Below are 26,668 nucleotides of genomic sequence, written 5' to 3' on the forward strand. Positions count from 1 at the left end.
GCTCCTCCTCCGCTCTCGACTTCGCTCGGGCGGGGGGGACCCCCGTCGCCCGCCCGTGCCGCCTGGGGGTGCTACAAGGCCCTTGGGACCCGGGGGGAGGCACGTCTGCCCGCAGCTGTGCGGGTTCCGCGTGCACCGGCCGCCGTCACTTGTGCAGCCGTCCCCCGCAGTGCGGCCAGGGACTGGCCCCCCTGCGCACGTACAGCCTCTTCGCGCGGAAGGTCTGCTCCTCCGCCGTCGCGTCCTGCGGGCGTCCGAGGCCGCCGAGGCTGTGCCAGGTGCGCGCGTCGAACTGGTAGAGCCCGCCGTACGTCCCCGAGGGGTCGACGGCGCCCGGGCGTCCGCCGGACTCGCAGACGGCGAGTCCGTGCCAGTCGAGGTGGTCGGCGCCCTGCACGGACTTCGGCCGGGGCTTGGTGCCCACCTTCACCACCTGCTTGCTCGGCTTGCGCACCACCTCGGACTTCTCCTTGCGCGGCTTCTCCTGGACGCCGTTGACGGTGCGCAGCAGATAGGTGATCCGCCGCAGCCCGGGCTGCCCGGGCCACTCGATGACCTCGGTGCCCTTGAAGAGGGTGGGGTCCTCGGTCCGCTCCACCGCGAACGGGATCAGTTCCTCCCGCACCTCGGTCACGCCGGTCACCCTCAGCACGGTCACCGTCTGTCCGTCGCGCGGGAAGCTCCCGAGCGGGACGGAGGTGGTGTCCTGCCGGCGCAGGGAGATGCCCGCCTCTTCGACGGCCTCGCGGACGGTGGCCGCGTTGGTGCGGATGGTGCGGGTGTGGCCGTCCGCCATGACCGTGACGGCGCGCTCGGTGCGTACGTCGAGCGTGAGCCCGGTGCGGCCGATGCCCTGGGAGCGCGAGGCCGACAGATACGCGCCCTCCGCACGCACCCCCAGCTCCCTGAGCGCCCCGTCCACCGTGTGCGCCGTCGTCCACACCTCGTGCCGCTGGCCGTCCAGCGTGAGCCGTACGGGGCGCCCGTAGTGCACCGCGACCTGGTCGCCGCTGGCGAGCGCCGTGCCGGGGGCGGGCACCACCATGTCGTGCGCCCCTACCTGCACGTCCTCCGCGGCCAGCAGTTCCGACACGTCGTCGGTGAAGGTGTGCAACGTGCGCTGTTTGCCGTCGACGCTCAGCTCGACCGTCTTGTCCTTGGCGACGAAGGCGGTGGTGCCGCCGGCGAGGAACGCGACGACCAGCGCCTGCGGCAGCAGACGGCGCATGGTGGACTCCGGACGCTCGGGGGTACGCGCCCTGCGCCGGCGCGGGGCCCGCCTGCTCGCCCTGCGGCGCACCCGCAGCTCGCCCGCCCCTTCACCCGTCTCGCCCATGTCTTCGCAGAACGGGCTCGCCTCGTCGTAGAGCGCGCCGCTCTCGCCGTGGAACGGGCCCATCTCGTCGTAGGGCGCGCTCTCCTCTTCCTGGAGCGCGCCTTCCGCGTCCTCGAACGGGCTGGTGCTCTGCCTCGGCAGTACCGGCTCGCTCACCCGCGCGTACCCCGGTGTCCGCGTCGGCAGCTGCGCCGGCTCGGGTGCCTGCGCCTCGTACGCGGGCCGGTAGGTGTCGTGGTGCGCCACCCCGTACGCGCTTCCGTAGCCGACCCCGTACGCGACCGTCTCCGCGTCGTGCATGCCGGGCCACGTACCGTCGTGCGCGCCGCCTGGCGGGCCGTCCGGTGCGCTGTAGGGGCCATACGCCTCATACGTCTCGTACTGCGACTTGCTCACGCCGACACGCTCCAGAGAGCCAGAGGGGTCCGGATCGGGCCCCCAGAACCTAGCGGAGCACCGGTCACTCTCCAAAGCGGCACGACTACACAGGGTGGCGGCGAGGCTCCGCGGTGCCAGGGTGGCGTTATCGCCCAGTGATGATCCGTATACTCTCAGTAATCAAAAGCCCGGGCCGTGTTCGCGCCCAGGGCCGTCGCCAGCGCGTCCTCGTCGATGCCGCGCACGGCGGCCATCGCACGCACCGTGACCGGAACGAGATACGGAGCGTTGGGCCGTCCGCGGTACGGCGCCGGGGTCAGGAAGGGCGCGTCGGTCTCCACGAGGACCAGTTCCAGCGGGGCGACGGCGAGCGCGTCCCGCAGATTCTGGGCGTTCTTGAAGGTGACGTTGCCGGCGAAGGACATGAAGTATCCCTCGCGGGCGCAGATCGCGGCCATCTCGGCGTCACCGGAGTAGCAGTGGAAGACGGTGCGCTCGGGAGCGCCCTCCTCCTTCAGGACGCGCAGGACGTCCGCGTGCGCGTCGCGGTCGTGGATGACGAGGGCCTTGCCGTGCCGCTTGGCGATCTCGATGTGGGCGCGGAAGGACCGCTCCTGCGCCGCCTTGCCCTCGGGGCCGGTGCGGAAGTAGTCGAGGCCGGTCTCGCCGACGCCCCTGACGTGGGGCAGGGCGGCGAGCCGGTCGATCTCCGCGAGGGCCTCGTCCAGCGCGGCGTCCCCGCCCGGCACGCGGGCCCCCTGCCGCGACCAGCCGTCGGGGTCGCCGTGCACGATGCGCGGGGCCTCGTTGGGGTGGAGGGCGACGGCCGCGTGGACGTTCTCGTACGCGGCGGCCGTCTCGGCGGCCCACTGCGAGCCCTTGATGTCGCAGCCGACCTGGACGACCGTCGTCACGCCCACCGACGCGGCCTTGGCGAGGCCTTCGCCGACCGTGCCGGACTGCATGTCGAGGTGGGTGTGGGAGTCGGCGACGGGCACCCGGAGGGGAGCCGGGAGCGGCGGCGCCGCGCTCTTGTCGTTCTTGTCGTGCTGGGCGGCACGGCCAGCGTTCGAAGGCATGCCCCGATCCTACGAAAGGGGCATGCCCGGCCGGCCGGTGCGGCCGAGGGGTCAGCTCGCCTTGCGATGGAACGGGTGCAGGAGATCGGACAGGTGCCAGTGGTGGCCCTTGGTCTCGCCGTCGCCGCCGCCCGTGCCGGGCTCGTCCGACACCGCGGGGACCTCCACGGGTCCCGCCGCCGGCACGCTGTGGCGGTGGTGGTCGGCCGCGCCGCGCACCGACGCGACCTGCCCCGCGCGCATGATCCGCACGACGTGGCCGTCGCAGTTCTGGCACGCGGGCCGGCTCAGCGGGGACGGCACGACGCGGCCGTCGGTCACGTACTGCACGAACTCATGGCCGTCGGCGTCGGTGTGGTGCTCTATCTCGTACGACTGCTCCCAGCCGTGCCCGCAGCGCATGCAGGCGAAAGCGTACGACTCGTGAACGACGGCTGTGGCCGTACCCCGGAGGCCGGACTGCCCTGTGATCTCACTCATGCCAGCTAGCTCCTCTTGTCCGCTGGACAAGCGCCCCGGCACGGGATTCCCCCCGGAATCCCCTGGGGCGAGGGACGGGTGCGTCCCTTTGACCAGTGGACGCCTTCGCCGGAGCGAATGCATCAGGCCTGTCGAGTGTTGGAGGCGATTTGGACTTCGCTTGCCAAATCGGCCCCTGGAACGGGGTCTGGTCTTTGCCTTCCACCCTCCCCTTTTGCACTCGCATGGGGCGCGCGCTCAGTCGAGAATGCCCCTGCTCAGAGGGCATATCCACGCAGGCCGAAGGTAGCGCCGCGAAGGGGCGCGGGGAACCGCGCGATCAGCCACAGCAAACGGTCACCCCGCCACGAACCGAACCCCCATGGCGTACTCGGCACCTGGCTAAATCGCGGCGCGCTTCGCGGCGACCACGGCGTCGAAAACCACCCGCTTCGGCAGCCCGGCCTCCACCGCCACCGCGGCGATCGCCTCCTTGCGCCGCTCCCCCGCCTCCTCACGAACCCGCACCCGCCGCACCAGTTCCTCGGCGTCCAGTTCCTCGGGGCCGGACTCGGGAGCGCCCTCCACGACGACGGTGATCTCCCCGCGGACCCCCTCGGCGGCCCACCGCGCCAGCTCGTCGAGCGGTCCCCGCCGCACCTCCTCGTACGTCTTGGTCAGCTCGCGGCAGACGGCGGCCCGCCGCTCCGCGCCGAAGACCTCCGCCATCGCCGCGAGGGTGTCGTCCAGCCGGTGCGGGGCCTCGAAGTAGACGAGCGTGCGCCGCTCGCCGGCGACCTCCCGCAGCCGCGACAGCCGCTCCCCCGCCTTGCGCGGCAGGAAGCCCTCGAAGCAGAACCGGTCGACGGGCAGCCCGGACAGGGCGAGCGCGGTGAGCACGGCGGACGGCCCGGGCACGGCGGTGACCCGGATGTCCTTCTCCACGGCGGCCGCGACCAGCCGGTAGCCGGGGTCGGAGACCGACGGCATCCCCGCGTCCGTCACGAGCAGCACGCGCGCGCCGCCGAGCAGCTCCTCGACCAGCTCGGGGGTGCGCGCGGACTCGTTGCCCTCGAAGTACGACACCACGCGGCCCTTGGGCGTCACGCCCAGCGCCTGGGTGAGCCGGCGCAGCCGCCGCGTGTCCTCGGCGGCGACGACGTCGGCGCCCGCCAGTTCCTCGGCCAGCCGGGGCGGCGCGTCCGCGATGTCACCGATGGGGGTGCCTGCCAGGACAAGAGTTCCAGTCACGCCCCCATCCTCCCAGGACTCCGCGGGGCCCAGGAAAACGACGGCGACCCCCGACCGGTACCGCCCATGCACGGGACTCACACAGAACCGTTCCCTACGATGGCGCGGTGACCAGTACCGCGTCCTCCACGGACCTCCGGCAGGGCCAGGCGTCGCACGACCAGCGGCCGTCGTGGCAGCAGCGGCTGCGCCGATTCGGGTACACCCCCGCCCAGGACGCGCCCTCGGGCGACGTACGCGACCGGCTGGTGCCGCCGTACGCCGAGCCGAGCCCGCGCCTGTGGCAGGTCCTGGGCGTCCCGCCGGTCCTCGCGGAGCGCATCACCCGCTGGTCGGGCTGGGGCGGTCCGCTGCTGGTGACGCTGATGGCGGGCCTCATGCGGTTCTGGAACCTGGGCAGCCCGCGTGCGGTGATATTCGACGAGACGTACTACGCCAAGGACGCCTGGGCGCTCGTCCACCGCGGCTACGAGGTCAACTGGGACAAGAACGCCAACGATCTCGTCCTGCAGACGCACGGGCACCTCGTCGTGCCCACGGACGCGGCCTACGTCGTACATCCGCCGGTCGGCAAGTACGTCATCGGCCTCGGCGAGCTGATGTTCGGGTTCGACCCGTTCGGCTGGCGGTTCATGACGGCGCTGCTCGGAACCCTCTCCGTGCTGATGCTGTGCCGGATCGGCCGCCGGATGTTCCGCTCGACGTTCCTCGGCTGTCTGGCGGGCGCGCTGATGGCGGTGGACGGCCTGCACTTCGTGATGAGCCGGACCTCGCTGCTCGACGGCGTGCTGATGTTCTTCGTGGTCGCGGCGTTCGGCTGCCTGATCGTCGACCGGGACCGGACCAGGCAACGGCTGGCGGCCGCGCTGCCCGCGGGCCCGGACGGCCGGGTCCGCCCGGACGAGCACGTCGGCGACACCTTCCGCTTCGGCCTGCGCCCGTGGCGCTGGGGTGCCGGGCTGATGCTGGGCCTGGCCATCGGCACGAAGTGGAACGGCCTGTACATCCTGGCCGCGTTCTGCGTCATGGCGGTCCTGTGGGACGCCGGCACCCGGAAGACCGCGGGGGCCCTGCACCCGTACCGGGCCGCCCTCAAGTACGACACCGGCATCACCTTCCTCGCGACGGTCCCGGTGGCGATCGGCGTCTACCTGCTCTCCTGGCTCGGCTGGATCCTCTCCCCGGCCGACGGCACCGGCGGCTACTTCCGCAACTGGGCGGCGACCGACGGCAAGGGCGGCAGCTGGACCTTCCTGCCGGACTGGCTGCGCAGCCTGTGGCACTACGAGCACGAGGTCTACAACTTCCACGTCCACCTGTCGTCCCCGCACACCTACCAGTCCAACCCGTGGAGCTGGATCGTGCTGGGCCGCCCGGTGTCGTACTTCTACGAGTCCCCCTCGCCCGGCGCCGACGGCTGCCCGGCCGACGCCGGACAGAAGTGCGCCCGGGAGGTGCTGGCCATCGGCACACCGCTGCTGTGGTGGGCGGCCTGCTTCGCGATCCTGTACGTGCTGTGGCGGTGGCTGCTGCGCCGCGACTGGCGGGCCGGTGCCATCGCCTGCGGGATCGCGGCCGGCTACCTGCCCTGGTTCATGTACCAGGAGCGGACGATCTTCCTGTTCTACGCGGTGGTCTTCCTGCCGTTCCTGTGCCTGGCGGTGGCGATGCTGATCGGCGCGATCGTCGGCCCGCCGGGCTCCAGCGACACCCGCCGGGTGATCGGCGCGTCGGCGGCGGGCGTCCTGGTGCTGCTCATCGCCTGGAACTTCATCTACTTCTGGCCGCTGTACACGGGCACGGCGATCCCCATCGACAACTGGCGGTCGCGGATGTGGCTGGACACCTGGGTCTAGCCGGGCCGACGCCCTTCGGCACCCACCCGGCCAAGACGGCGGACGCGAACCTCCAACTCGCCTTATCCTCATGCGTGTTCGGTCTGCTTGACCTGTCCGGCCCGACATCGTCCGACGTACGCTCCGGAGCGCCTGCGCGCTCATGAGCTCGGTCGTAACGGGACGGAAGCCGGCAACGGGAGGGCGCATGGCGGCGAGTCGGCGAAGCGTCCGCAGGAGCCTGGTCGACTACGCGTTCGCGACGGCGAGTCTGGCCACCCTGGTCATGGGCATCGTTTTCGTGAATCTCGACCACAGCTTGACAAGGCGGCAGATCCTGGCATGGCGCGGCTTCGTGAATCGAACCACTATCCGCAACAGGTCAAGGTTGCCATGCTGAGCCCTGGTGACCCCAGGGCAATCCAACGGCGCGCGGCGGACAGGGCGCCCTGGGGCCGATTCCAGGGCAGAGAGTTCGACGACTCCGTCTATGTCTCCTGGTACGACAGTCCCCGGTCTCGTTCATCGGAGATGCCCGAGTCACTTCGATTCCCCGTGGGCTCTTTTCTCTACAAGACACTTCGTCTCGACCTGATCCGCAGGTTCGACATCTCGAGCAACAAGGCGGTGACCTTCACCGCGGAACAGGACGACGACTTCTTGGCCGGGCATCTGTCCGCAGTATTGGGGGAGCCCGTGAATCAGTCCGACCTCGACAAATGGCGTCAGGAATACGACAGCTATGTCGAGGACTTCTCCGACTACTTGAAGTCGATGTATCACGACATGCGCCGACTCGGCTGACCCTCGAAGGTGCCTCAGCGCCGGTCGCGGATGCGGCTGGACACCTCGGACCGAGTCACGGTTTCGACAACTCCGGTCACAGAAGGCACACAACCGCATACAGTTCCTCCCGATCTGTTTTGAACGCGTTCAGGAGACCATGAGCGCGCGAGCAGGTCCTCACGGGGAAACGGGGAGGGATGCGCGCGATGCGCACCGGAGCGAAGGCCGCGGTCATAGGCGGCGTGTGTGCGGTGGTGCTGGGCGGTGCCGGGTACGGCGCCTACAACATCGTGTCCGCACTGAACGGCGACGGGGGAACGGCGGCGCCCGTGGCCGTGAAGACGGGGCCGCCCAGCGGTGACGAGGTGAAGGCGACGACCGGCAGGTTCTTCGCCGCCTGGGCGAGGGGTGACGCCTCCACGGCGGCGTCGTACACCGACTTCCCGCAGGCCGCCCAGGAATTGCTGACCGCCTACGCCGGCGACGCGCACATCACCAAGGTGCACATCACGCCGGGTGCGGCCACCGGCACCACCGTGCCTTTCACGGTCGAGGCAACGGTGTCGTACGACCACAGGACCCGACCGCTCACCTATCGGAGCAGGGTGACCGTGGTCCGCGGCAGGACCTCGCACCGCGCGCTGGTCGACTGGCAGCCCTCCGTCGTCCATCCAAGGCTGCGCAAGGGGGACACGCTCGCGACGGGCAGGTCGGCGGCTCCCGAGATCGAGGCCGTGGACCGCGACGGGCGGGTGCTGTCGAAGGAGAAGTACCCCTCCCTCGGCCCGATCCTGGACGAGCTGCGCAAACGCTACGGCGACAAGACGGGCGGCCGGCCGAGTGTGGAGCTGGTGATACACCACGCGGAGGGCGCGGACGGCGGCCAGGCCGCCGACACCACCCTCCTCACCCTCGCCAAGGGCAAGCCGGGCAGGCTGCCCACGACGCTCAGCGCGAGCGCCCAGGCCGCGGCCGAGGCCGCCGTGCGGAAGTACGCCGATTCGTCCGTCGTGGCGGTCAGACCCGGCACGGGCGAGATCCTGGCCGTCGCCAACCACCGCGACGACGGTTTCGACGCGGCCCTGCTCGGCGAGCGCCCGCCCGGCTCCACGATGAAGATCATCAGTGCGGCGACCCTCATCGACAAGGGTCTGACCACCGCGGGCGGCAAGGCGCCCTGCCCGCCGTCGGCCGTCTGGCAGAGCCAGACGTTCCACAACCTCGCGAACCTGGCCCCGGACGAGAACGCCACGCTCTCCGACAGTTTCGCCCGCTCCTGCAACACGGCGTTCGTGAAGTTCGCGGACGCGGTGAAGGTGGACTCGCTCACCGAGGAGGCCCAGGACCGGTTCGGGCTCGGGCGGAACAACTGGCAGATCGGCGTGCCCTCCTTCGACGGCCGGGTGCCCGCCTCCGGCGGCCCGGACACCGCCGCCAATCTGATCGGCCAGGGCCAGGTCCAGATGAGCCCGCTGAACATGGCCTCCGTGACGGCGACCGCGATGACCGGCACCTTCCGGCAGCCGGTGATCGTGCCGCTCGGCCTGGACCACCGCGATCCGGCACACGCGCGCGGGCTGTCGTCGAGCACGGTCGCGCAGCTGCGCTCCATGATGAACCGCACCGCCCGCAGCGGCACCGCGGCCCAGGTCATGGCCGGGCTCGGCGGGGACATCGGGGCGAAGACCGGCTCGGCCGAGGCCGACGGGCAGGCGAAGTCCGACAGTTGGTTCGCCGGGTACCGGAACGACGTCGCGGCCGCCGCGATGGTCCAGGACGGCGGTCACGGTGTTGACGCGGCCGGGCCGATTGTCGCAACCGTGCTACGGAGTGCCGACTGACATCACCCGCAAAGGTGGGGACTTTAGGCTGGTCGCCGTCGTTGGGCAGGGCGAGGGCTGCGGGGAGCCTGGGGATGGTGCGGAGGAACTGAGGCTGTGGGCAAGAGAAGGCGCGTCGCCGAGCGACGGAATACCAGACCCGCCCTGATCGGCGGGATGATCGCCATGGGCGTCGTCGGCGCGGGATTCGGCGTCTACGCGCTGTACGACGGCGGGGCGGCGGCCGACGCGGCGTCCGCCACGGCCGCCCACAAGGCCGTCAGGACCGGCCCGCCGTCCGCGTCCGAGGTGCGGACGGTCGCCACCCGTTTCCTCACCGCCTGGCAGCAGGGCCGGGTCACCGAGGCGGCCGCCGCCACCGACGACCCGTCGGCCGCCACCGCACTGCTCACCGGCTACACCAAGGACGCCCGGCTGAAGGACGTCACCCTCACGCCCGGGAAGGCCACGGGCGCAAAGGTGCCGTTCTCCGTCAAGGCGACGGTGTCGTACCAAAGCCTCACCAAGCCGCTCGCATACGACAGTTCACTCACCGTCGTGCGCCGCAAGAGCGACGGCAAGCCGCTGGTCGGCTGGCACGCCCAGGTCGTCCACCCCGACCTGAAGGACGGCGACACGCTCGTCACCGGCGAGTCCGGCACCCCGCCCATCAAGGCCCTGGACCGCGACGGCGGGGAGCTGACGGCCGCCAAGTACCCGTCGCTGGGCACCGTCCTGGACGGTCTGCGGGAGAAGTACGGCAAGAAGGCGGGCGGCAAGGCGGGCGTGGAGCTGCGGGTGGTGCGCGGCAAGGAGTCGAAGACCGCCAAGCTGTCCGACAAGACGCTCGCGGAGCTGAGCAAGGGCACTCCGGGCACGGTGAAGACGACGCTGAGCCCGACGCTCCAGGCGGCCGCGGAGCAGCAGATCGGCAAGCAGCAGCGGGCCTCGGTGGTGGTCCTGCGGCCCTCGACGGGTGAGATCCTCGCCGTCGCCAACAGCGGGCACGGCTTCAACACCGCCTTCCAGGGCTCCCTGGCGCCCGGCTCCACGATGAAGATCGTGACGTCCACGATGCTGTTCGAGAAGGGGCTCATCACCCCGGACGCGCAGCACCCCTGCCCCAAGACGTACAAGCTGGCCGGCTGGACGTTCCACAACGACGCCGATTCGGAGATCAAGAAGGGCACGTTCGAGCAGAGCTTCGGCGCCTCCTGCAACAACGCCTTCATCAATTTCGCGCCGAAGCTGTCCGACGGCGATCTGACGAAGGAGGCCCAGCAGGTCTACGGCCTCGGCATGGACAACTGGTCCACCGGCGTCCCCTCGTTCGACGGCTCCGTCCCGGTGCAGAGCGGTGCGCAGATGGGCGCCTCGCTGATCGGCCAGGGCGGGGTGCGCATGAACCCGCTGAACATGGCGTCGGTGGCGGCGACGGTGTGGTCGGGCACCTTCCACCAGCCCTATCTGGTGTCCCCCGAGGTGGACGGCCGTACGCTGGCGAAGGCCTCGCGCACGATGTCGTCGAAGACGCAGGACGAGCTGAAGGAGGTCATGCGGTACACGGCGGCGTACGGCACGGCGGCCAAGGCGATGGCGGGTCTGGGCCCGGACTACGGCGCGAAGACCGGCTCGGCCGAGGTCGACGGACAGAAGAAGCCCAACGGCTGGTTCACCGCCTACAAGGGCGACCTGGCCGCGGCGGGCGTGGTCCAGGCGGGCGGACACGGCGGCGACACGGCCGGCCCGATCGTCGCGACGCTGCTGAAGATGGGCGGCTGAGCGGGCGGCCGAGGTCAGCCGCGCACCACCGGCTCGGCGGTGTAGGTCCGGCGCAGGAATCGCATCAGCGCCTTGGACTCGAACTGCACCACCTCCACGCCGTGCGCGGTGTGGAACTCCAGCACGGCCTGGACGCGCCCGCACGGCCACACCCGTACGTCGCCGCTCTCCGCCGGCGCCCGCAGTCCGCGTTCGAGCAGCGCGCGCGAGAAGGTCCACTCGTGCGGTCCGGGCAGGCCCACCCGGACCGAGCGTGGATCGGCGTCGGAGTCGTACCGCAGGACTACGGGTACGGCTCCCGGGTCCTCCTCGTCCGTGACGATATGGGCGCGCGCGTACTGCTCGACTACAGACATCGGACCGCCCTCTCACGTTCGGTGACCTCACATGGAAGCCATGTATCCGCTTTCCATCTAATGTGCCATATTTTCCGTTTTGTGCCCGGTGGGAGAATGAGACCTCGTCTCTCTTGCAAAGTGTTCGCAACAAGGCCCTAAAATCATCTGGTGCATGTACCTGACGGATTCATCGACGCGCCCACCTCCGCGGTCACCGGGGTGGTCGCCGCCGGCGCCCTCGCGGTGAGCCTGCGCGGCGCCCGCCGCGAGCTCGACGAGCGGACGGCCCCGCTGGCCGGTCTGGTGGCGGCGTTCATCTTCGCCGTACAGATGCTCAACTTCCCCGTCGCGGCCGGTACAAGCGGCCATTTGCTGGGCGGTGCGCTCGCCGCGATCCTCGTCGGCCCGTACACAGGTGTGCTGTGCGTGTCGGTGGTGCTGCTCATGCAGGGCGTGCTGTTCGCGGACGGCGGGCTGACCGCGCTCGGCGTGAACATCACGGACATGGCGATCGTCACCACGGTCGTGTCGTACGCCGTCTTCCGCGCGCTGCTCGCCGTACTGCCCCGGGGCCGTCGCTCGGTGACCGTCGCCTCCTTCGTGGCCGCGCTGGTCTCGGTACCGGCCGCCGCCGTGGTCTTCACGCTCGTCTACGCGGTCGGCGGCACCACTGACGTCGCCATCGGCAAGGTGGCGACCGCGATGATCGGCGTCCACGTCCTGATCGGCATCGGCGAGGCCGTGATCACCGCGCTCACGGTGGGTGCCGTCGTCGCCGTGCGCCCGGACCTGGTGCACGGCGCGCGGGGCCTCGGGCAGCGCCTGCGGCTGCGGGTGAACGGCGAGCTGGTGGACGCTCCCGCTCCCACGGCGCCCGTGGCGGCGCGCACCTCCCGGCGCACGCTGTGGATCACCGGCCTGGTCACCTCGCTGGTGCTCGCCGGGTTCGTGAGCTTCTACGCCTCCGCGAACCCCGACGGCCTGGAGAAGGTCGCGCACGACAAGGGCATCGACAAGAAGGCCGAGAAGCACGCCACGGCCGGCTCCCCGCTCGCCGACTACGGCGTCAAGGACGTCTCCGACGCCCGGCTCTCCGGCGGCCTCGCGGGCGTGATCGGCGTCGGGATCACGGTGGTCGCGGGCAGCGCGGTGTTCTGGGTGGTGCGCAGGCGCCGCGGTACGGACGCCTCGCCCGTGAACACGGGTCTGTGACATGGGAGCGGGACACGCGCACCGGCTCTACCGGCACGGCCACTCGCCCGTGCACACCCTGCCGCCGCACACCAAGCTCGCCGCCGCCTTCGCGTTCGTGGTGGTCGTGGTCTCGACCCCGCGCGAGGCGATGTGGGCGTTCGCGGCGTACGCCGTCCTGCTCGCGTATGTGGCCCATCACGCGCGTGTGCCCGCCGGTTTCCTGCTCAAACGGCTGCTGATCGAGGTGCCGTTCGTCGCGTTCGCGGTGCTGATGCCGTTCGTCGCCGAGGGCGAGCGGGTGCATGTGCTCGGGCTGTCACTGAGCGAGAGCGGCCTGTGGGGCGCCTGGAACGTGCTCGCCAAGGGCACGCTCGGCGTCGCCGCCTCCGTGCTGCTGGCCTCCACCACCGAGCTGCGCGCACTGCTGCTCGGGCTGCAGCGGCTGAAGCTGCCGCCGCTGCTCGTCCAGATCGCCTCCTTCATGATCCGCTACGGCGACGTCATCACCGACGAGATGCGCCGGATGCGGATCGCGCGGGAGTCGCGCGGCTTCGAGGCGCGCGGCGTGCGGCACTGGGGCGTGCTCGCCAAGTCCGCCGGCGCGCTGTTCATCCGCTCCTACGAGCGCGGGGAGCGCGTGCACCTGGCCATGGTGAGCCGGGGCTACGCCGGAGCGATGCCGGTCATCGACGAGGTGACCGCGTCGCGCGCGCAGTGGTCGTACGCCCTCGCGCTCCCCTGCGCCGCCCTCGTCGTCTGTCTGCTGGGATGGGTACTGTGACTGCTTCTCTGGAGGTCTCCGGCCTCGCCTTCGCCTACCCCGACGGCCACCAGGCCCTGTTCGGCGTCGATTTCTCGATCGCGCGCGGCGAACGCGTGGCCCTCCTCGGCCCGAACGGCGCCGGCAAGACGACCCTGGTGCTGCACCTGAACGGCATCCTGGGCGGCGGCACCGGCACGGTGACCGTGGCCGGGCTGCCGGTCGGCAAGCGGCACATGGCCGAGATCCGGCAGAAGGTCGGCATCGTCTTCCAGGACCCGGACGACCAGCTGTTCATGCCGACCGTGCGCGAGGACGTGGCGTTCGGCCCGGCGGCGTCCGGGATCAGGGGAGCCGCGCTGGAGGAGCGGGTGCGCACGGCGCTGGAGCGGGTCGGCATGGCGGACTTCGCCGACCGTCCGCCGCACCATCTCTCCTTCGGCCAGCGGCGCCGGGTCGCCGTCGCCACGGTGCTCGCGATGGAGCCGGAGATCCTGGTCCTGGACGAGCCGTCCTCCAACCTCGACCCGGCCTCCCGGCGTGAACTCGCCGACATCCTGCGCTCCTTGGACGTGACGGTCCTGATGGTCACGCACGATCTGCCGTACGCGCTGGAGCTGTGCCCGCGCTCGCTGATCCTCAGCGACGGCGTGATCGCGGCGGACGGCCCGACCGGGGAGCTGCTCGGCGACGACGCGCTGATGCGAGCGCACCGTCTGGAGCTGCCGTTCGGCTTCGACCCGAAGTCCGTGACCATGGGCGCCTGAGGCGGCAGGAAACAGTAGCCAATCTCACCATCCACCGAGGAATCCAAGGCCACGCCCCCGTGTTTCACTCGTCGTCGCAAGCGAGTGAAGGGACCCGGTCGTGGTGGTGGACGTGAACGGCACGGTGGCCGAGGGCTTCGAGCCGGTCGAAGAGGCGTTCGCGGCGAACTTCGCGCTGCTCGGCGAGCGGGGCGCGGCCGTCAGCGTGTACCGGGACGGGCGCAAGGTCGTCGACCTCTGGGGCGGCACCAAGGACGTGGACGGTACGGCCCCGTGGGAGTCCGGCACCGCGCAGATCGTGCGCTCCGCGACCAAGGGCGTCGCCGCCGCCGCACTCCTGCTGCTGCACCAGCGCGGCGAGCTGGACCTGGACGCCCCGGTGGGCACGTACTGGCCCGAGTACAAGGCGGCCGGCAAGGAGCACACGCTCGTGCGGCACCTGCTCGCGCACCGTGCCGGTGTGCCCGTGCTGGACCGCCCGCTGACCCCCGAGGAGGCCGCCGACCCCGATCTCGGCGCGGCCGCCGTCGCCGCACAGGCGCCGGTGTGGGAGCCGGGCACGGACCACGGCTATCACGCGCAGACCTACAGCTGGCTCACCGGCGAGCTGGTGCGGCGGATCACCGGGCGGCCGATCGGCGAGTGGATCTCCGACGAGATCGCCGCACCCGTGGGCGCGGACCTGTGGCTCGGCCTGCCCGCGGCGGAGCACGCGCGTGTGGGCCGCGTCGGCGCCGTCGAGGACTCCCCGCAGGCGGGCACGCTCAGGACCCGCCCCAAGCGGGCGGTCTCCGAGGCCTACGCCGACCCCGGCTCCCTCACCCGCCGCGCCTTCGCCGCGATCACCCCGCTCCCGGACGAGAACGCGCCCGCCTACCGGGCGGCCGCCCTGCCCGCCTCCAACGGCATAGCCACCGCCGACGGCCTGGCCCGCTTCTACGCCTCGCTCATCGGCGAGGTGCACGGCGGCACGCGTCTTTTCACCCCGCGGACCATGGAGCTGGCCCGCGCCGAGCAGTCGGCCGGACCGGACCGGGTCCTCGTGGTGGGCACCCGGTTCGGCCTCGGCTACATGCTGCACGGCGGCGCGTCCCCGCTGCTCTCACCCGGGTCCTTCGGCCACCCGGGCCGGGGCGGCGCCCTCGCGTTCGCCGACCCGGAGACGGGCATCGCCTTCGGCTACGTCACCAACGGGTTCAGGAAGAGCGTGACGGCCGACCCGAGGGCCCAGGCACTGGTGCGCGCGGTACGCACGGCGCTCGCGTAGGGAGCTCGCGTAGGGCGCGCCCCCCTGGTCTCACACGTTGATCGGATGCGATATCCGCCCGGACTCCGCGTCGATCTCGGTGTGCGCCTTGGTCAGCAACTGCATGGCCAGTTCGTTGAGGGCGCGGGCGCCCGCTATCTCCTCGCCGACTCTGGGCTGGTTCGCGTCGACGCGGTGACGGCTGGCGTGCCCGTGCGCGCGCACCTCGGTGCCGTCGGGCAGACGTACCAGGGCGACCGCGCGCGTGTGCGCGTCGTCCTCCTGGAATTCCAGCTCGACGTGCCATCCCACAACGGTGTTCATCATGTCGACCACCTCCGGAAAAGCGCTGATTCCAGGGTGCTCCCGAGCGCGCAGAACGTCACGTGGAGGCCCGGCGGCCGTCCTCACCCCTCGGCCGGCCGCTCGTCGAAGCTGGCGAAGTAGGCGGCGGCCATGTCCTCGTCGGCATGGCCCTGGGCCGCGGCCCGCGCGAACCGCTCGGCCGCCGCGGCGGCGACGTCGAGCCGTACGCCGCTCAGTTCCCCGGCCTCGACGATGAGCCGCGCGTCCTTCTCGGCGGTGGCCACGGCGAACGACGCCGGGGTCAGCCGCCCCTCCAGCACCAGAGCGGACTTGGCCCGCAGATACCCCATGTCGAGCGGTCCCCCCGCCACGATGTCGAAGAAGCTCTGCGGGTCGACGCCGAGGGCCTTCGAGAGGGCCAGCACCTCGCCGGTCGCGGCGGTGGCGGCGAGCACCCAGCTGTTGGCGACCAGCTTCAGCCGGCTGGCGCTGCCCGCGGCCCCGTCCTCGCCGGTCCACACGGTCTTGGCACCGACGGCGTCGAAGAGTGGCGTGACCGCCTCCCGGCCCTCCTCGGGCCCGGCGGCCAGCACGGTCAGCTGACCGGCCTCGGCGGGCTGGCGGGTACCGAGGACGGGGGCGTCGTAGAACACCAGGCCGTGCTCGCGGGCGAAGGCGGCCAGGTCGGCGACCAGCCCGATCCCGGCGGTGGTGCACTGCGCCCACACCGTGCCCGGACGCAGCGCCGGGGCGGCCTCGCGCATCACGTCCAGGACGGTTTTGCCGTCGTACAGCATGGTCAGCACGGCGTCGGCGCCCTCGACGGCCTCGGCGGGCGTGCCGGTGACCCGGATCCCGTCCGCGGCCAGCGGCTCGGCCTTCTCGCGGCTGCGGTTCCAGGCCCGGACCCCGAGCCCGGCGCGGGCGAGGTTGCGTGCCATGGCGGCGCCCATGATGCCGGTGCCCAGGACGCTGACGGTCGGCTTGTCGGTCATTGCGGCTCCCTCGTACGGTTCGTCGTGTTCCGTGGTCATCCTGCTACGCGGCGTGCAGCATCAGTCCTATCCCCACGACCAGCAGGCCCGCCGCCACGATCCGGGGCGCCCCGAACCGCTCCTTGAAGAACAGTGCCCCGATGGCCGCGCCGACGATGATCGACGACTCGCGCAGGGCCGCGACGGGCGCGAGGTCGGCGCGGGTCTGGGCCCACAGGACGAGGGCGTAGGCGGCGACGGAGAGGAAGGCACCGAGGAGGCCGAGGGCGGCGTACGGCCGCAGCAGCCGGACCGTGTCACCCCGTACACGCGCGTACATGTACGCGGGGACGGCGGCTCCCTGAACGGCCATCAGCCAGGCGATGTAGCCGAGCGACGCATGGGAGGCGCGGACGCCCAGGCCGTCGAGCACCGTGTACGCGGCGATCGTCAGCCCGGTCGCCAGGGCGGCGCCGATCGCGGCCCAGTCGGGCCGGTTGCCGCGCAGCCCCCACAGGCTGACGCCGCCGAGCCCGAGGCACGACACGGCGATACCGGCCGCCGACCACGCCCCGGGGACCTCGTGCGCGAACACCGCGGCCAGCACGGTCACCACGAGTGGCGCGCTCCCCCGCGCGATCGGATAGGCCTGCCCGAAGTCGCCCAGCCGGAACGAGGTCATGAGCAGCGCGTAGTAGGCGACGTGCACGACCGCGGAGGCGAGAAGGTACGGCCAGGCCGCTGCCGCCGGAAACGCCGTGAACGGCACCAGCGCGAGCCCGATGAGCAGTCCGCCGCCGGAGATCAGCGTGAACCCGACCAGCTTGTCGGTGATCCGGTGCGCGATGGCGTTCCAGCTGGCGTGCGTGACCGCGGCGAGCAGTACGGCCGCGGTGACCAGCGGTGTCACGCGTTGGGCCCGCGCACGTCCACCAGCGCGGCGCCGGCGTGGGCGTCAGTGGCGGCTGTCGTCGTCATGCCGGGCACGCTACGGCATGACCCGAGCCGCGTTCACGGGGTTTGCACCAGGGCCACATCCCGGGTGCGATCATCTTTGCCGTGAGTGAACACAAAGCCGTTGCAGCCCTGCTGGCGCTGCTGTCGCCGCTGGTCGGCTGCTCCTCCGCGTCCACGGCCGTCGAGGCCTGCATGGCGAAGCAGGCGACCTCCGCCACCTCCGGGGAACTGGCCGGTACCTACGCGGGAGAAGGCGACGCGAAGGGCGCGACGATCACTCTCAAGGCGTCGGACAGCAAACCCGGCGGCGGCACGGTCACCGTGCACCACTGGCCGACCGGCAACTGGCACAAGAGCGAACTCGGCGACACGTTCGACGGGTCCGGCACCTGGGACGTGGAGGGAAGTACCGGGTCCGACGAGTATGCGAAGGTCAGCCTCAGCTTCACCGAACCGGAACTCTTCCTGCCCGACGACACTCTCGACGCGCTGTCGATCGCCATCGATTCCAAGCGGACGTTCCTCTACGAGGACGACGACCCGGACGTGTGCCCGAACTTCCGCCTGCGACTCACTTCGCCGCGTAGGTGAGGAATTCCGTCCAGGCAGAGGGGGTGATCTTCAGCTGCGCGGTGTCGGGGGTCTTGGAGTCGCGGAGGTGGATGGTGGTGGGGGTGGTGGCTACTTCGACGCAGGAGTCGGGTTCGCTGCTGCTGCTGTAGCTGCTCTTGAACCAGTCCAGAGCCACTTCGACACAGTCGCCGGGTTCGCCGCTGTCGCTGTAGCTGCTCTTGAACCAGTGGAGTTCGGCGGTGCTCATAGTCTCCCCAGCGTTCGCTCGATGAAGGCCTGCGACTCCCTCGGCGTGAGAGCCTGCGCCCGGATCATGCCATAGCGCAGCTCAAGGATCCGGAGATCCTTGGGGTGTGAGACCGGGCGGCCGTTGAACGCCCCGTCGGAACGCCCGATCGCCGTGCCATCGGCAAACTTCAGCACCTGGATCAGGCCCTGCGTTCCGGCGTGTTCCTCCCGATCGGTCGGCATGACCTGAAGCGTGACGTTCCTCAACTGCGCTACTTCCAATAGGTGTTCGAGCTGTCGGCGCAGCACCATCTTCCCACCGTAGGGACGTTCGAGCGTCACCTGTTCTTGGACGAAACTGAGCGTCGGGGTGGGCTCGCACTCGAAGACGGCCTTTCGCGCCATGCGCGCCGCGGTTTCCCTCTCCATGACATCTTCACTGAGCGCAGGCTGTGTCATCTCGAAGAGCGTTCGCGCGTACTCCGGCGTTTGCAACAAGCCGTGGATGTTGTGGCTGCCGTACAGCAGCATCTCCACCGCACGCCCCTCCAACTCCGCCAGCTCCCGCACCTTCTTCGGGTACCGAGCCTTCCGCATGTCCTCCATGAAGGCCCTCAGATGTCCCTGCGCCTTCAGGAGCTGATCCGCCCTGTCCAGCAGCTCCGGCCGAGGAATGCGCGCCCCGCGTTCGATCTTGCGGATCATGTCCTCGCCGTAGCCCAGAGCCTCGGCCAGCTCGGACACGCTCATCCCGGCCGCCTCCCGGCACACCCTGAGCAGCCGCCCCACCGCCTGCACCACCGGCTCGATCTCGTCGCCCGGCTCGACGTCCCAACCCGCCTCGTCCACACCGTCGTTCATGACTCCTCCTCCGACGCGCACCCTGTACCCGTACAACGCCCGAGACAGCCGAGACAGCCGAGACAGCCGAGACAAAGCCGGGACAGTCACGCTACGCACAGGCGCCATCACTCCCGTACGTAAGCAGAACCGGCCACGCTGAGTGACGTGAATCAGGAAACCTCCGTCATCCCCCACTTCACCGCCCGCTTCTCCCCCACCCCCCAGGGCGCCCGCCTCGCCCGCCACCTCGCCACCGAACAACTCCGCATCTGGGGACTCCCGTTGGACGGGGCACCCCAGATCGTCGCCGAGCTCGCCGCGAACGCCGCCACCCATGGCCGAGTCCCCGGACGCGACTTCCGCCTGACGCTCTACGTCGTCGCCGACACGCTCCGTATCGAGGTCACCGACACCCGCGGTGACCATCTCCCCAACGTCGAACGCCCCGCCCCCGACGGCGAGTCGGGCCGCGGCCTCCTCCTCGTGGCGGCACTGGCCGACCGCTGGGGCGTCGCGCACGGCCCACGCCCGCGCAAGACGGTGTGGGCCGAGACCCGTATCGCTCAGCCGACCTGAAACCACGTCCACAGAGCGAGGCCGGTCGGCGCCGGGAAGGCGAGGGCGCCCGTCAGGAGCAGGCGGGTGAGCGGGGCGAGGCGGCGCACGCGAGGAGCGAAGGCCACCGCGAGCAGGGCGGCCGCGCCGCCGACGACGGTCAGGGCGTACGGCAGCACGAGGCTTCGGGCCTCCCCCCAGGACATGCCGTCCGCCAGGCCCCACAGAGTCACCATGCCGACGAGGAACGTCAGCCAGCCGAGCGAGGCGAGGGTGAGCAACCAGAGCACGGCGGCCAGCAGGCCCACCGCCGTCTCGCCACGGCTGTTCCGCGGAGCCGGCCGCGCGGGGCCGTACAGGGTCGCATACGTCTCGGGGTTCATGAGGACGATCCTGCGCGCAGGGCCGCCGGTGCGGCATGGGCGCGGATACTCAACGCGGGCCCCCGGGTACTCAGGCACAAAAGAAGCCGGTGAGGGTGCCCCGTCCCCACGGATCCCTCACCGGCGGTCTTTCACGAGCGGTACGTCAGACGCGTACCAGTTCCCGCTCCCCGTCGGGGTCGGCGTCCTTGCGGTCGTCCGCCGTGCGCAGCCCCTCGCCCTCGACGTCGACGTTGGGCAGGGCGCGGTCCAGCCACCTCGGCAGCCACCATGCCTTCTTGCCGAGCAGCGCGAGCACCGCCGGGACGATGGCCATGCGGACGATGAACGCGTCGAAGAAGACGGCGACGGCGAGGCCGAAGCCGATCATCTTGATCATCGACTCGCTGGAGCCGATGAAGCCGGAGAAGACGGCGATCATGATGATCGCGGCGGCCGTGACGACGCGTGCGCTGTACTTGAAGCCGGTCACGACGGCCTGGCTGGGCTTCTCCCCGTGGACGTACGCCTCCCGCATGCGGGTCACGAGGAACACCTCGTAGTCCATGGCGAGACCGAAGACCACGCCGACCATGAAGATCGGCATCATCGACATGATCGGGCCGGTCTGCTCGACGTTGAACAGGCTGGACAGCCAGCCCCACTGGAAGACCGCGACCACGGCGCCGAGGGCCGCCAGCACGCTGAGCAGGAAGCCGAGGGCCGCCTTCAGCGGGACGAGGATCGAGCGGAAGATCACGATCAGGAGGAGGAAGGCCAGGCCGACGACCAGGGCGAGGTACGGCAGCAGGGCGTCGTTCAGCTTCTGCGAGAAGTCGATGTTCATCGCCGTCGAGCCGGTGACCAGCACCTTCGCGTCGGTCGCCGAGGTGATGTCCGCGCCCTTGCCGCGGATGGCGTGCACCAGGTCCTCGGTGGTGGTCGAGGACGGCTTGGAGTCCGGGATGACGGTGATCGTCGCGGTGTCGCCGGCCTTGTTGGACATGGCCGGAGTGACCGTGACGACGTCCTTCAGGCCCTTGATCTCGTCGCCGACCTTGGTGAAGGCCGCCTTCGGGTTGTCGCTGCCCTTGGCGTCGACCACGACCATCAGGGGACCGTTGAAGCCCGGTCCGAAGCCTTCGGAGAGGAGGTCGTAGGCGCGGCGCTGGGTGGTGGAGACCGGCTGGGAGCCGTCGTCCGGCAGGCCGAGTTGCAGGGAGGCGGCCGGGACCGCCGCGGCGCCGAGGCCGATCACGCCGAGGAGGAGGACGGCGACCGGGCGCCGTACGACGAAGCTCGCCCAGCGGGTGCCCATGTTGGGGCGGTCCGCCTGCTTGGGCTTACGGCCACCGCCGAGCAGCTTGCTCTTCTCTCCGGCCGGCTTGATCTTGCGGCCCGCGTAGCCGAGCAGCGCCGGGATCAGGGTGAGGGCGATGAGGACCGCGATGGCGACCGTACCCGCGGCCGCGACGCCCATCTTGGTCAGCATCGGGATGTCGACCACGGACAGGCCGACCAGGGCGATGACGACGGTCAGGCCCGCGAAGACCACCGCCGAGCCCGCCGTGCCGACGGCCCGTCCGGCCGCCTCCTCGCGCTCGCGGCCCTCGGCCAGTTCGGCGCGGTAGCGGGAGACGATGAAGAGGGCGTAGTCGATGCCGACGGCGAGGCCGATCATCGAGGCCAGGGTGGAGGTGGTGGTGCCCAGGTCGAGGGCGTTCGCGAGCGCGGTGATCGTGGAGACACCGATGCCGACGCCGATGATCGCGGTCAGCAGCGGGAATCCGGCCGCGAGCAGCGAGCCGAAGGTGATGACGAGGACGACCGCGGCGACCGCGAGGCCGATGACCTCGCTGTTGCCGGTCTCGGGCGTCGCCTGGAGCGCGTCACCGCCGACCTCGACGGTGAGCCCGGCGTCCCGGGCGTCCTGCGCGGCCTTCTTCAGCGCGTCGCGGGAGGAGTCCTTCAACTCCATGCCGGAGACCTTGTACTTCACCGAGGCGTAGGCGATCCTGCCGTCCTTGCTGACGGCGTGCCCGGTGTAGGGGTCGGCGACGGAGACGACCTCGGAGCCGCTCTTCAGCTCCTTGACCGTCTTGTTCACGGCCGCCTTGTTGTCCGCGTCCGTCATCTTCTCGCCGCCCGGCGCCTTGAAGACGACCCGCGCGGTGGCGCCGTCGGCGCTCATCCCGGGGAATCGCTGTTCCAGCAGGTCGAAGGCCTTCTGGGCCTCGGTGCCGGGGATGGAGAACGACGAATTGCCGGCGGCCGGCGCGGAGGCGGCGCCCACCCCGGCGAGGGTGAGCAGCGCCACCCATATGAGTGCGACGAAGTGGCGTCGCCTGAAGGCGAGCCGGCCGAGTTTGTAGAGGAACGTGGCCACGAGGGCGTACTCCCGGTCAGGTCGTGGGGTTCATCAGGGCAGGGGCGATCAGCCCGACGACGAGAGCGGTGACGTCAGGTGGTGAGCTTGCTGGGGAAAGGGTTCAGCGGGTGGTGACGCCGAGGGCGGGGAGGACCACGGCGTCGATGTACGAAAGGAGGAAGGCCTGGGTCGGCGGCTGCTCGTCGATCAGCGAGCGGGCGGCGAATGCACCGATCATCATGTGCATCACATAGCCGACCGCCGGGTTGTCCGCGTGGACCTCACCCCGGTCGATCGCCCGTTGCAGCACACGGCCGAAGTGCGCCATCTCCGGATCGATCAGATGGTCCCGGAACGCCCGCAGGAGATCAGGGTTGCCGTGCATCGCCATGGCCAGGCCCCGCATCAGCGCGGAGTTCTGCTCCATCTCGCAGTCGTCCGAACGCAGGGTGAGGGCGTGCAGGTCGCCCTTGAGCGACCCGGTGTCGATGTCCTCCAAGTCCTCCAGCGAGGGGCCCGGCTTGTTGTGCCGCACCGCCTTCGCCACCAGGTCGGCCTTGCCGCCCCACTGGCGGTAGAGCGTGGCCTTGCTGGACCGGGTGCGGGCGGCCACGGCGTCCATGGTGAGGGCGTCGTAGCCGACTTCGCGGAGCAGGTCGAGCACGGCCTCGTACAACTCGGCCTCGCGCTCGGGCGTGATCCGACTGCGACGCGCGGCGGCGACCTCAGTCATCTGTCTCACCCCTTCCTGCTCCGAACGATACGGTTTCGTACGTGTAGAAAAGATACCGCAGGAGCGTGCGAAACGAAACAGTTTCGTACGTGTCTTGGGTCACGGCTGTCGGTTCCGCATAAGTTGCTGGGCCCACGCCCCCGGAAAAGCATGGGGAGGTGAGCTATCTCCGCTTTCCCCACCTCAGCGGCGACCTGCTGTGCTTCGTGACCGAGGACGACCTCTGGCTGACCGCCCTCGACGCCCCGGGCCGCGCCTGGCGGCTCACGGTGGACCGCACGAAGGCCGGCCATCCCCGCTTCTCTCCCGACGGCCGCCACATCGCCTACACGACCTGGCACAGCCTCGTGCCCGAGATCCACCTCGTCGGCGTCGACGGCGGACCCGCGCGGCAGCTGACGTACTGGGGCAGTACCGACACCCAGGTCCGCGGCTGGACACCCCCTGACGAGGACGGAAGAAGCGACATCCTCGCCGTCGCCTCCCACGGCGAGCCCTTCTCGTACTTCACCTGGGCCTACAAGGTCACCCCCGACGGCGACCCCGGCCGCAAGCTGCCCTGGGGCCCGGTCTCCGACATCCAGGTCGCCGACATCGACGGCGAGCACAAGACCCTGCTGCTCACCGGCACCCCGCCGCACGAACCGGCGTCCTGGAAGCGGTACCGGGGCGGCGCCATGGGCCGGCTGTGGCTGCACGGACAGCGGCTGCTGCCGGACATCGGCGGGCACCTGGAAGCCCCCGTGTTCGTCGCCGGCCGCATCGCCTTCCTCTCCGACCACGAAGGCGTCGGGAACCTCTACTCCTGCGCGTACGACGGCTCCGACCTGCGCCGCCACACCGATCACGACGCGTTCTACGCCCGGCACCTCTCCGGCGACGGCACCCGGGTGGTCTACCAGTGCGCGGGCGACCTGTGGCTGGTGGACGGCTTCGCCCCCGACGCCGTGGCGCGCAAGCTCGACATCCGGCTCGGCGGCCCGCGCGCCGGGCGCCGGGCGTACCAGGTTCCGGCCGCCCAGCACGTGGACGGCATCTCCGCGGACGAGACCGGCCGGGCCAGCGCCGTCGTCGTCCGCGGCAGCCTGCACTGGCTCACGCACCGGGACGGCCCGGCGCGCACCATCACGGACACGCCCGGCGTCCGGGTCCGGCTCCCGGAGATGCTCGGCTCGACCGGGCAGGTGGCGTATGTGACGGACGCCGAGGGCGAGGACGCCATCGAGATCGCCCAGCTGCCCCGCGCCACCGGCGACCGCGCCCCGCGCCGCCTCGCCTCCGGAAAGCTGGGACGGGTCCTGGAACTGGTCTGCGATCCGCTGGGCGAACGGCTGGCGATCGCGTCGCACGACGGCCGGCTGCTGCTGATCGACACGACGGAGGAGACGGAAGCGACGGAAGCGACGGAGGAGACGGAGGAAGCAGAGGAGACGGAGGAGGCGGGCGGGGAGGGCGCGGGGGACGCGACCGGCGAAACCGCCGAGGCCCCGGACAGCTCGGCCGCCGACCGCTCGAACGGTGAGGTCGCCGAGGTGATCCGGTCCATCAACGGCCCCGTCCGCGACCTCGCCTTCTCCCCGGACGGCTCCTGGCTCACCTGGTCCCAGCCCGGCATCGGCCGCTCGCTCAGGCAGATCAAGCTGGCCCGGATCAAGGACCGGCTCATCGTGGACGTCACCAACGGCCGCTTCGAGGACGAGAACCCCGTCTTCACCCGTGACGGCCGCTACCTCGCCTTCCTCTCCTGGCGCGGCTTCGACCCGGTGTACGACGTCCACACCGGCGACCTGTCCTTCCCGCTGGGCTGCCGCCCGTATCTGGTCCCGCTCTCCTCGGCGACCCCCTCCCCCTTCGCCCTGAACCCCGAGGGCCGCCCGGCCGCGGGCGGGCTCGATCCCGCCGAGGACGAGGAGACCGGCGAAGGCGGCACGGTGACCGTGGAGGTGGAGGGCCTGGAGAACAGGGTGACGCCGTTCCCGGTCGTCGCCTCCAAGTACTCGGCGCTGCGCCCGGTGGCGGGCGGCGGCCTGGTCTGGATGCGCTGGCCCATCTCCGGCGCGCTCGGCGAGACCTTCGTCAACCCGGCCGACATCAGCGGACGGCCGACGCTGGAGTACTTCAACATCACCAAGGCGAAGAGGTCCGAACTCGTCGACCACCTCGACTGGTTCGCGGTGAGCGGGGACGGGAGCCGGCTCGTGGTGGTGGACGAGGGCGACCTGCGGGCGGTGCCGTCCACCGAGTCCGGCGACAGTGACAGCACCGTGTGGATCGACCTGCGGCGCATCCTGCACCAGGTCGACCCGGCCGCCGAATGGCGCCAGTCCTACGAGGAGGCCGGCCGCCTCATCCGCGCCTACTTCTGGGACCCGGGCATGTGCGGCATCGACTGGGACGCGGTGCTCGACCAGTACCGGCCGCTCGTCGAACGGGTCGCCTCCCCCGACGAGTTCGCCGATCTGATGCGCGAGGTCCTGGGTGAGCTGGGCACCTCGCACGCCTACGTCACCGCCGCCCGCCGCAACGAGGGCCCGCCCCACTACCAGCGCTGGCAGGGCCTGCTCGGCGCCAACTTCGTCCACCGGGAGGGAGGCTGGACGGTCAAGCGCGTCCTGCCCGGCGACTCGTCCGACTCCAAGGCACGCTCGCCGCTGGCCGGTACGGGCATCCGGGACGGCGCCGTCCTGACCCACGTGGACGGCCGGCCGGTCGATCCGGTGGCGGGACCGTTTCCGCTGCTCGCCGGCTCGGGCGGTACGACCGTGGAGCTGACCTTTCTCCCGGCGGATCTCCCGGCGGAGGGGGACGCGAGGCGGACTGCCCGGCGGGTCGCCGTCGTCCCGCTCATCGACGACCGGCCGCTGCGCTACCAGGACTGGGTCGCCAAACGGCGGCAGGTCGTCCGGGAGCTGAGCGGCGGCAAGTGCGGCTATCTGCACATCCCCGACATGGGCGGCTCGGGCTGGGCCCAGTTCAACCGGGACCTGCGCATGGAGGTGTCCCGGCCGGCGCTGATCGTGGACGTGCGCGGCAACGCGGGCGGCCACATCAGCGAGCTCGTCATCGAGAAGCTGACCCGGACCATCCTGGGCTGGGACCTGACCCGCGACGCGCAGCCGGTGTCGTACACCTCGAACGCGCCCCGGGGCCCGGTGGTGGCCCTGGCGGACGAGGCGACCTCCTCCGACGGCGACATGATCACCGCGGCCTTCAAGCTGCTGCGACTCGGGCCGGTCGTCGGCCAGCGCACCTGGGGCGGAGTCGTCGGCATGACGGGACGGCACCGCCTCGGCGACGGCACGGTGATCACGGTGCCGATGAACGCCGCCTGGTTCGACGCCTACGGATGGTCCGTGGAGAACCACGGCGTCGCCCCCGACCTGGAGATCCTGCGCACCCCCCTGGACTGGGCGGAGGGCCGCCACGCCCAACTCGACGACGCGGTCCAACTGGCCCTGGACCTCCTGGAGTCCAACCCCGCCGCAGTTCCCCCCGACTACAGCGACGCCCCCAACCGCACCCGCCCGAAACTGCCCCCGAGGACAACCTAGGGCCACTTGACGACGAGGGACGCGATAAACAGGGGCGCGGGGCAGTATCGATATGCGGCTCCGCCGCGTGGGCGCGACCAGCCCCCACAGACCCGCGCCCGACAACGCACCGACACCACACAAAAAACGCGGGGCACCCTGAAAACACAGGGCACCCCACGTCACCGGCCAAAGCCGAGCGCAGCGG

General features: G+C 70.9%; 24 protein-coding genes. 11 read left to right on the forward strand and 13 right to left on the reverse strand.

Annotated elements, in window-relative coordinates; genetic code table 11:
• Positions 1-145: 145 nt before the first annotated feature.
• From AVL59_RS43560 to rsmI, 4 genes are all read right to left on the reverse strand, one after another.
• Entirely contained in the window at positions 146-1,732 is a 1,587-nt protein-coding gene (locus AVL59_RS43560; RefSeq protein WP_067315413.1) for a resuscitation-promoting factor, read from the reverse strand.
• A 155-nt stretch (positions 1,733-1,887) separates the two neighbouring features.
• On the reverse strand, positions 1,888-2,793 hold the full coding sequence (locus tag AVL59_RS43565; RefSeq protein WP_067315416.1) for a TatD family hydrolase: 906 nt from the start codon (positions 2,791-2,793) through the stop codon (positions 1,888-1,890).
• A gap of 51 nt (positions 2,794-2,844) precedes the next feature.
• Positions 2,845-3,273, reverse strand: coding sequence for a hypothetical protein (locus tag AVL59_RS43570; protein ID WP_067315417.1), 429 nt, complete (start codon positions 3,271-3,273; stop codon positions 2,845-2,847).
• A 381-nt stretch (positions 3,274-3,654) separates the two neighbouring features.
• Positions 3,655-4,503, reverse strand: a complete 849-nt coding sequence (gene rsmI / locus AVL59_RS43575) for a 16S rRNA (cytidine(1402)-2'-O)-methyltransferase (protein ID WP_067315420.1) — start codon at positions 4,501-4,503, stop codon at positions 3,655-3,657.
• 107 nt (positions 4,504-4,610) lie between these two features.
• Here rsmI and AVL59_RS43580 point away from each other — a divergent pair, with 107 nt between their 5' ends.
• The 4 genes from AVL59_RS43580 (at position 4,611) to AVL59_RS43600 (ending at position 10,726) form a co-directional block, all read left to right on the forward strand.
• On the forward strand, positions 4,611-6,359 hold the full coding sequence (locus AVL59_RS43580) for a dolichyl-phosphate-mannose--protein mannosyltransferase (RefSeq protein ID WP_067315422.1): 1,749 nt from the start codon (positions 4,611-4,613) through the stop codon (positions 6,357-6,359).
• Positions 6,360-6,680: 321 nt separating this feature from the next.
• Complete coding sequence (locus AVL59_RS43590; RefSeq protein WP_159400210.1) at positions 6,681-7,142, forward strand: hypothetical protein; 462 nt, start codon at positions 6,681-6,683, stop codon at positions 7,140-7,142.
• Positions 7,143-7,330: 188 nt separating this feature from the next.
• The gene (locus tag AVL59_RS43595; RefSeq protein ID WP_067318464.1) at positions 7,331-8,965 is read left to right on the forward strand and encodes a penicillin-binding transpeptidase domain-containing protein; all 1,635 of its coding nucleotides are present in this window, start codon (positions 7,331-7,333) and stop codon (positions 8,963-8,965) included.
• A gap of 96 nt (positions 8,966-9,061) precedes the next feature.
• Positions 9,062-10,726 (forward strand): penicillin-binding transpeptidase domain-containing protein, encoded by a 1,665-nt coding sequence (locus AVL59_RS43600; RefSeq protein ID WP_067315428.1) that lies wholly within the window; start codon positions 9,062-9,064, stop codon positions 10,724-10,726.
• Between the two features lie 14 nt (positions 10,727-10,740).
• Here AVL59_RS43600 and AVL59_RS43605 read toward each other — a convergent pair whose 3' ends face one another.
• On the reverse strand, positions 10,741-11,082 hold the full coding sequence (locus AVL59_RS43605; protein ID WP_067315430.1) for an SsgA family sporulation/cell division regulator: 342 nt from the start codon (positions 11,080-11,082) through the stop codon (positions 10,741-10,743).
• Between the two features lie 150 nt (positions 11,083-11,232).
• On the opposite strand from AVL59_RS43605, the gene AVL59_RS43610 reads away from it, so the two are divergent.
• The 4 genes from AVL59_RS43610 (at position 11,233) to AVL59_RS43625 (ending at position 15,052) form a co-directional block, all read left to right on the forward strand.
• The gene (locus AVL59_RS43610; protein WP_067315431.1) at positions 11,233-12,276 is read left to right on the forward strand and encodes an energy-coupling factor ABC transporter permease; all 1,044 of its coding nucleotides are present in this window, start codon (positions 11,233-11,235) and stop codon (positions 12,274-12,276) included.
• A 1-nt stretch (position 12,277) separates the two neighbouring features.
• Positions 12,278-13,039, forward strand: a complete 762-nt coding sequence (gene cbiQ, locus AVL59_RS43615; RefSeq protein WP_067315434.1) for a cobalt ECF transporter T component CbiQ — start codon at positions 12,278-12,280, stop codon at positions 13,037-13,039.
• On the forward strand, positions 13,027-13,785 hold the full coding sequence (locus AVL59_RS43620) for an energy-coupling factor ABC transporter ATP-binding protein (protein WP_067315439.1): 759 nt from the start codon (positions 13,027-13,029) through the stop codon (positions 13,783-13,785). The genes cbiQ and AVL59_RS43620 overlap by 13 nt, the downstream gene beginning before the upstream one ends.
• Positions 13,786-13,891: 106 nt before the next feature.
• On the forward strand, positions 13,892-15,052 hold the full coding sequence (locus AVL59_RS43625) for a serine hydrolase domain-containing protein (protein WP_067318466.1): 1,161 nt from the start codon (positions 13,892-13,894) through the stop codon (positions 15,050-15,052).
• A 30-nt stretch (positions 15,053-15,082) separates the two neighbouring features.
• Here AVL59_RS43625 and AVL59_RS43630 read toward each other — a convergent pair whose 3' ends face one another.
• The 3 genes from AVL59_RS43630 to AVL59_RS43640 all read right to left on the reverse strand — a co-directional run bounded on the left by AVL59_RS43630 (position 15,083) and on the right by AVL59_RS43640 (position 17,221).
• Positions 15,083-15,358 carry a DUF1876 domain-containing protein gene (locus AVL59_RS43630; protein WP_067318468.1) on the reverse strand — a complete coding sequence of 92 codons (276 nt, stop codon included), beginning with the start codon at positions 15,356-15,358 and terminating at the stop codon, positions 15,083-15,085.
• Positions 15,359-15,438: 80 nt separating this feature from the next.
• Positions 15,439-16,332 (reverse strand): NAD(P)-dependent oxidoreductase, encoded by an 894-nt coding sequence (locus AVL59_RS43635; RefSeq protein ID WP_067318470.1) that lies wholly within the window; start codon positions 16,330-16,332, stop codon positions 15,439-15,441.
• A gap of 43 nt (positions 16,333-16,375) precedes the next feature.
• Entirely contained in the window at positions 16,376-17,221 is an 846-nt protein-coding gene (locus tag AVL59_RS43640; RefSeq protein WP_067315442.1) for a DMT family transporter, read from the reverse strand.
• 149 nt (positions 17,222-17,370) lie between these two features.
• On the opposite strand from AVL59_RS43640, the gene AVL59_RS43645 reads away from it, so the two are divergent.
• Complete coding sequence (locus tag AVL59_RS43645) at positions 17,371-17,859, forward strand: hypothetical protein (RefSeq protein ID WP_159400211.1); 489 nt, start codon at positions 17,371-17,373, stop codon at positions 17,857-17,859.
• Here AVL59_RS43645 and AVL59_RS43650 read toward each other — a convergent pair.
• The gene (locus tag AVL59_RS43650) at positions 17,840-18,088 is read right to left on the reverse strand and encodes a DUF397 domain-containing protein (protein ID WP_067315447.1); all 249 of its coding nucleotides are present in this window, start codon (positions 18,086-18,088) and stop codon (positions 17,840-17,842) included. The two genes, AVL59_RS43645 and AVL59_RS43650, sit on opposite strands and share 20 nt — an antisense overlap.
• On the reverse strand, positions 18,085-18,930 hold the full coding sequence (locus AVL59_RS43655) for a helix-turn-helix domain-containing protein (RefSeq protein WP_067315450.1): 846 nt from the start codon (positions 18,928-18,930) through the stop codon (positions 18,085-18,087). Before AVL59_RS43655 ends, AVL59_RS43650 begins: the two co-directional genes overlap by 4 nt.
• A 147-nt stretch (positions 18,931-19,077) precedes the next feature.
• Between AVL59_RS43655 and AVL59_RS43660 the strand changes: the two genes are divergently transcribed.
• Complete coding sequence (locus AVL59_RS43660) at positions 19,078-19,488, forward strand: ATP-binding protein (RefSeq protein ID WP_067315453.1); 411 nt, start codon at positions 19,078-19,080, stop codon at positions 19,486-19,488.
• Here the strand turns inward: AVL59_RS43660 and AVL59_RS43665 are convergent.
• The 3 genes from AVL59_RS43665 to AVL59_RS43675 form a co-directional block, all read right to left on the reverse strand.
• Entirely contained in the window at positions 19,476-19,850 is a 375-nt protein-coding gene (locus AVL59_RS43665) for a hypothetical protein (RefSeq protein WP_067315455.1), read from the reverse strand. The two genes, AVL59_RS43660 and AVL59_RS43665, sit on opposite strands and share 13 nt — an antisense overlap.
• A 145-nt stretch (positions 19,851-19,995) precedes the next feature.
• Positions 19,996-22,215 carry an MMPL family transporter gene (locus AVL59_RS43670; protein ID WP_067315458.1) on the reverse strand — a complete coding sequence of 740 codons (2,220 nt, stop codon included), beginning with the start codon at positions 22,213-22,215 and terminating at the stop codon, positions 19,996-19,998.
• Positions 22,216-22,318: 103 nt separating this feature from the next.
• On the reverse strand, positions 22,319-22,930 hold the full coding sequence (locus AVL59_RS43675) for a TetR/AcrR family transcriptional regulator (RefSeq protein WP_067315460.1): 612 nt from the start codon (positions 22,928-22,930) through the stop codon (positions 22,319-22,321).
• 158 nt (positions 22,931-23,088) lie between these two features.
• On the opposite strand from AVL59_RS43675, the gene AVL59_RS43680 reads away from it, so the two are divergent.
• Positions 23,089-26,481, forward strand: coding sequence for a S41 family peptidase (locus AVL59_RS43680; RefSeq protein WP_067315463.1), 3,393 nt, complete (start codon positions 23,089-23,091; stop codon positions 26,479-26,481).
• Positions 26,482-26,668: the final 187 nt, after the last annotated feature.

This window comes from Streptomyces griseochromogenes (genome assembly GCF_001542625.1).
Lineage (GTDB): Bacteria > Actinomycetota > Actinomycetes > Streptomycetales > Streptomycetaceae > Streptomyces > Streptomyces griseochromogenes.

Excerpts from the sequence above, each read along its gene's own strand:
- AVL59_RS43565 (WP_067315416.1), bottom strand. The coding sequence starts at position 2,793 with ATGCCTTCGAACGCTGGCCGTGCCGCCCAGCACGACAAGAACGACAAG.
- AVL59_RS43570 (WP_067315417.1), bottom strand. The coding sequence starts at position 3,273 with ATGAGTGAGATCACAGGGCAGTCCGGCCTCCGGGGTACGGCCACAGCC.
- AVL59_RS43590 (WP_159400210.1), top strand. The coding sequence starts at position 6,681 with ATGGCGCGGCTTCGTGAATCGAACCACTATCCGCAACAGGTCAAGGTT.
- AVL59_RS43595 (WP_067318464.1), top strand. The coding sequence starts at position 7,331 with ATGCGCACCGGAGCGAAGGCCGCGGTCATAGGCGGCGTGTGTGCGGTG.
- AVL59_RS43605 (WP_067315430.1), bottom strand. The coding sequence starts at position 11,082 with ATGTCTGTAGTCGAGCAGTACGCGCGCGCCCATATCGTCACGGACGAG.
- cbiQ (WP_067315434.1), top strand. The coding sequence starts at position 12,278 with ATGGGAGCGGGACACGCGCACCGGCTCTACCGGCACGGCCACTCGCCC.
- AVL59_RS43620 (WP_067315439.1), top strand. The coding sequence starts at position 13,027 with ATGGGTACTGTGACTGCTTCTCTGGAGGTCTCCGGCCTCGCCTTCGCC.
- AVL59_RS43630 (WP_067318468.1), bottom strand. The coding sequence starts at position 15,358 with ATGATGAACACCGTTGTGGGATGGCACGTCGAGCTGGAATTCCAGGAG.
- AVL59_RS43635 (WP_067318470.1), bottom strand. The coding sequence starts at position 16,332 with ATGACCGACAAGCCGACCGTCAGCGTCCTGGGCACCGGCATCATGGGC.
- AVL59_RS43650 (WP_067315447.1), bottom strand. The coding sequence starts at position 18,088 with ATGAGCACCGCCGAACTCCACTGGTTCAAGAGCAGCTACAGCGACAGC.
- AVL59_RS43655 (WP_067315450.1), bottom strand. The coding sequence starts at position 18,930 with ATGAACGACGGTGTGGACGAGGCGGGTTGGGACGTCGAGCCGGGCGAC.
- AVL59_RS43665 (WP_067315455.1), bottom strand. The coding sequence starts at position 19,850 with ATGAACCCCGAGACGTATGCGACCCTGTACGGCCCCGCGCGGCCGGCT.
- AVL59_RS43675 (WP_067315460.1), bottom strand. The coding sequence starts at position 22,930 with ATGACTGAGGTCGCCGCCGCGCGTCGCAGTCGGATCACGCCCGAGCGC.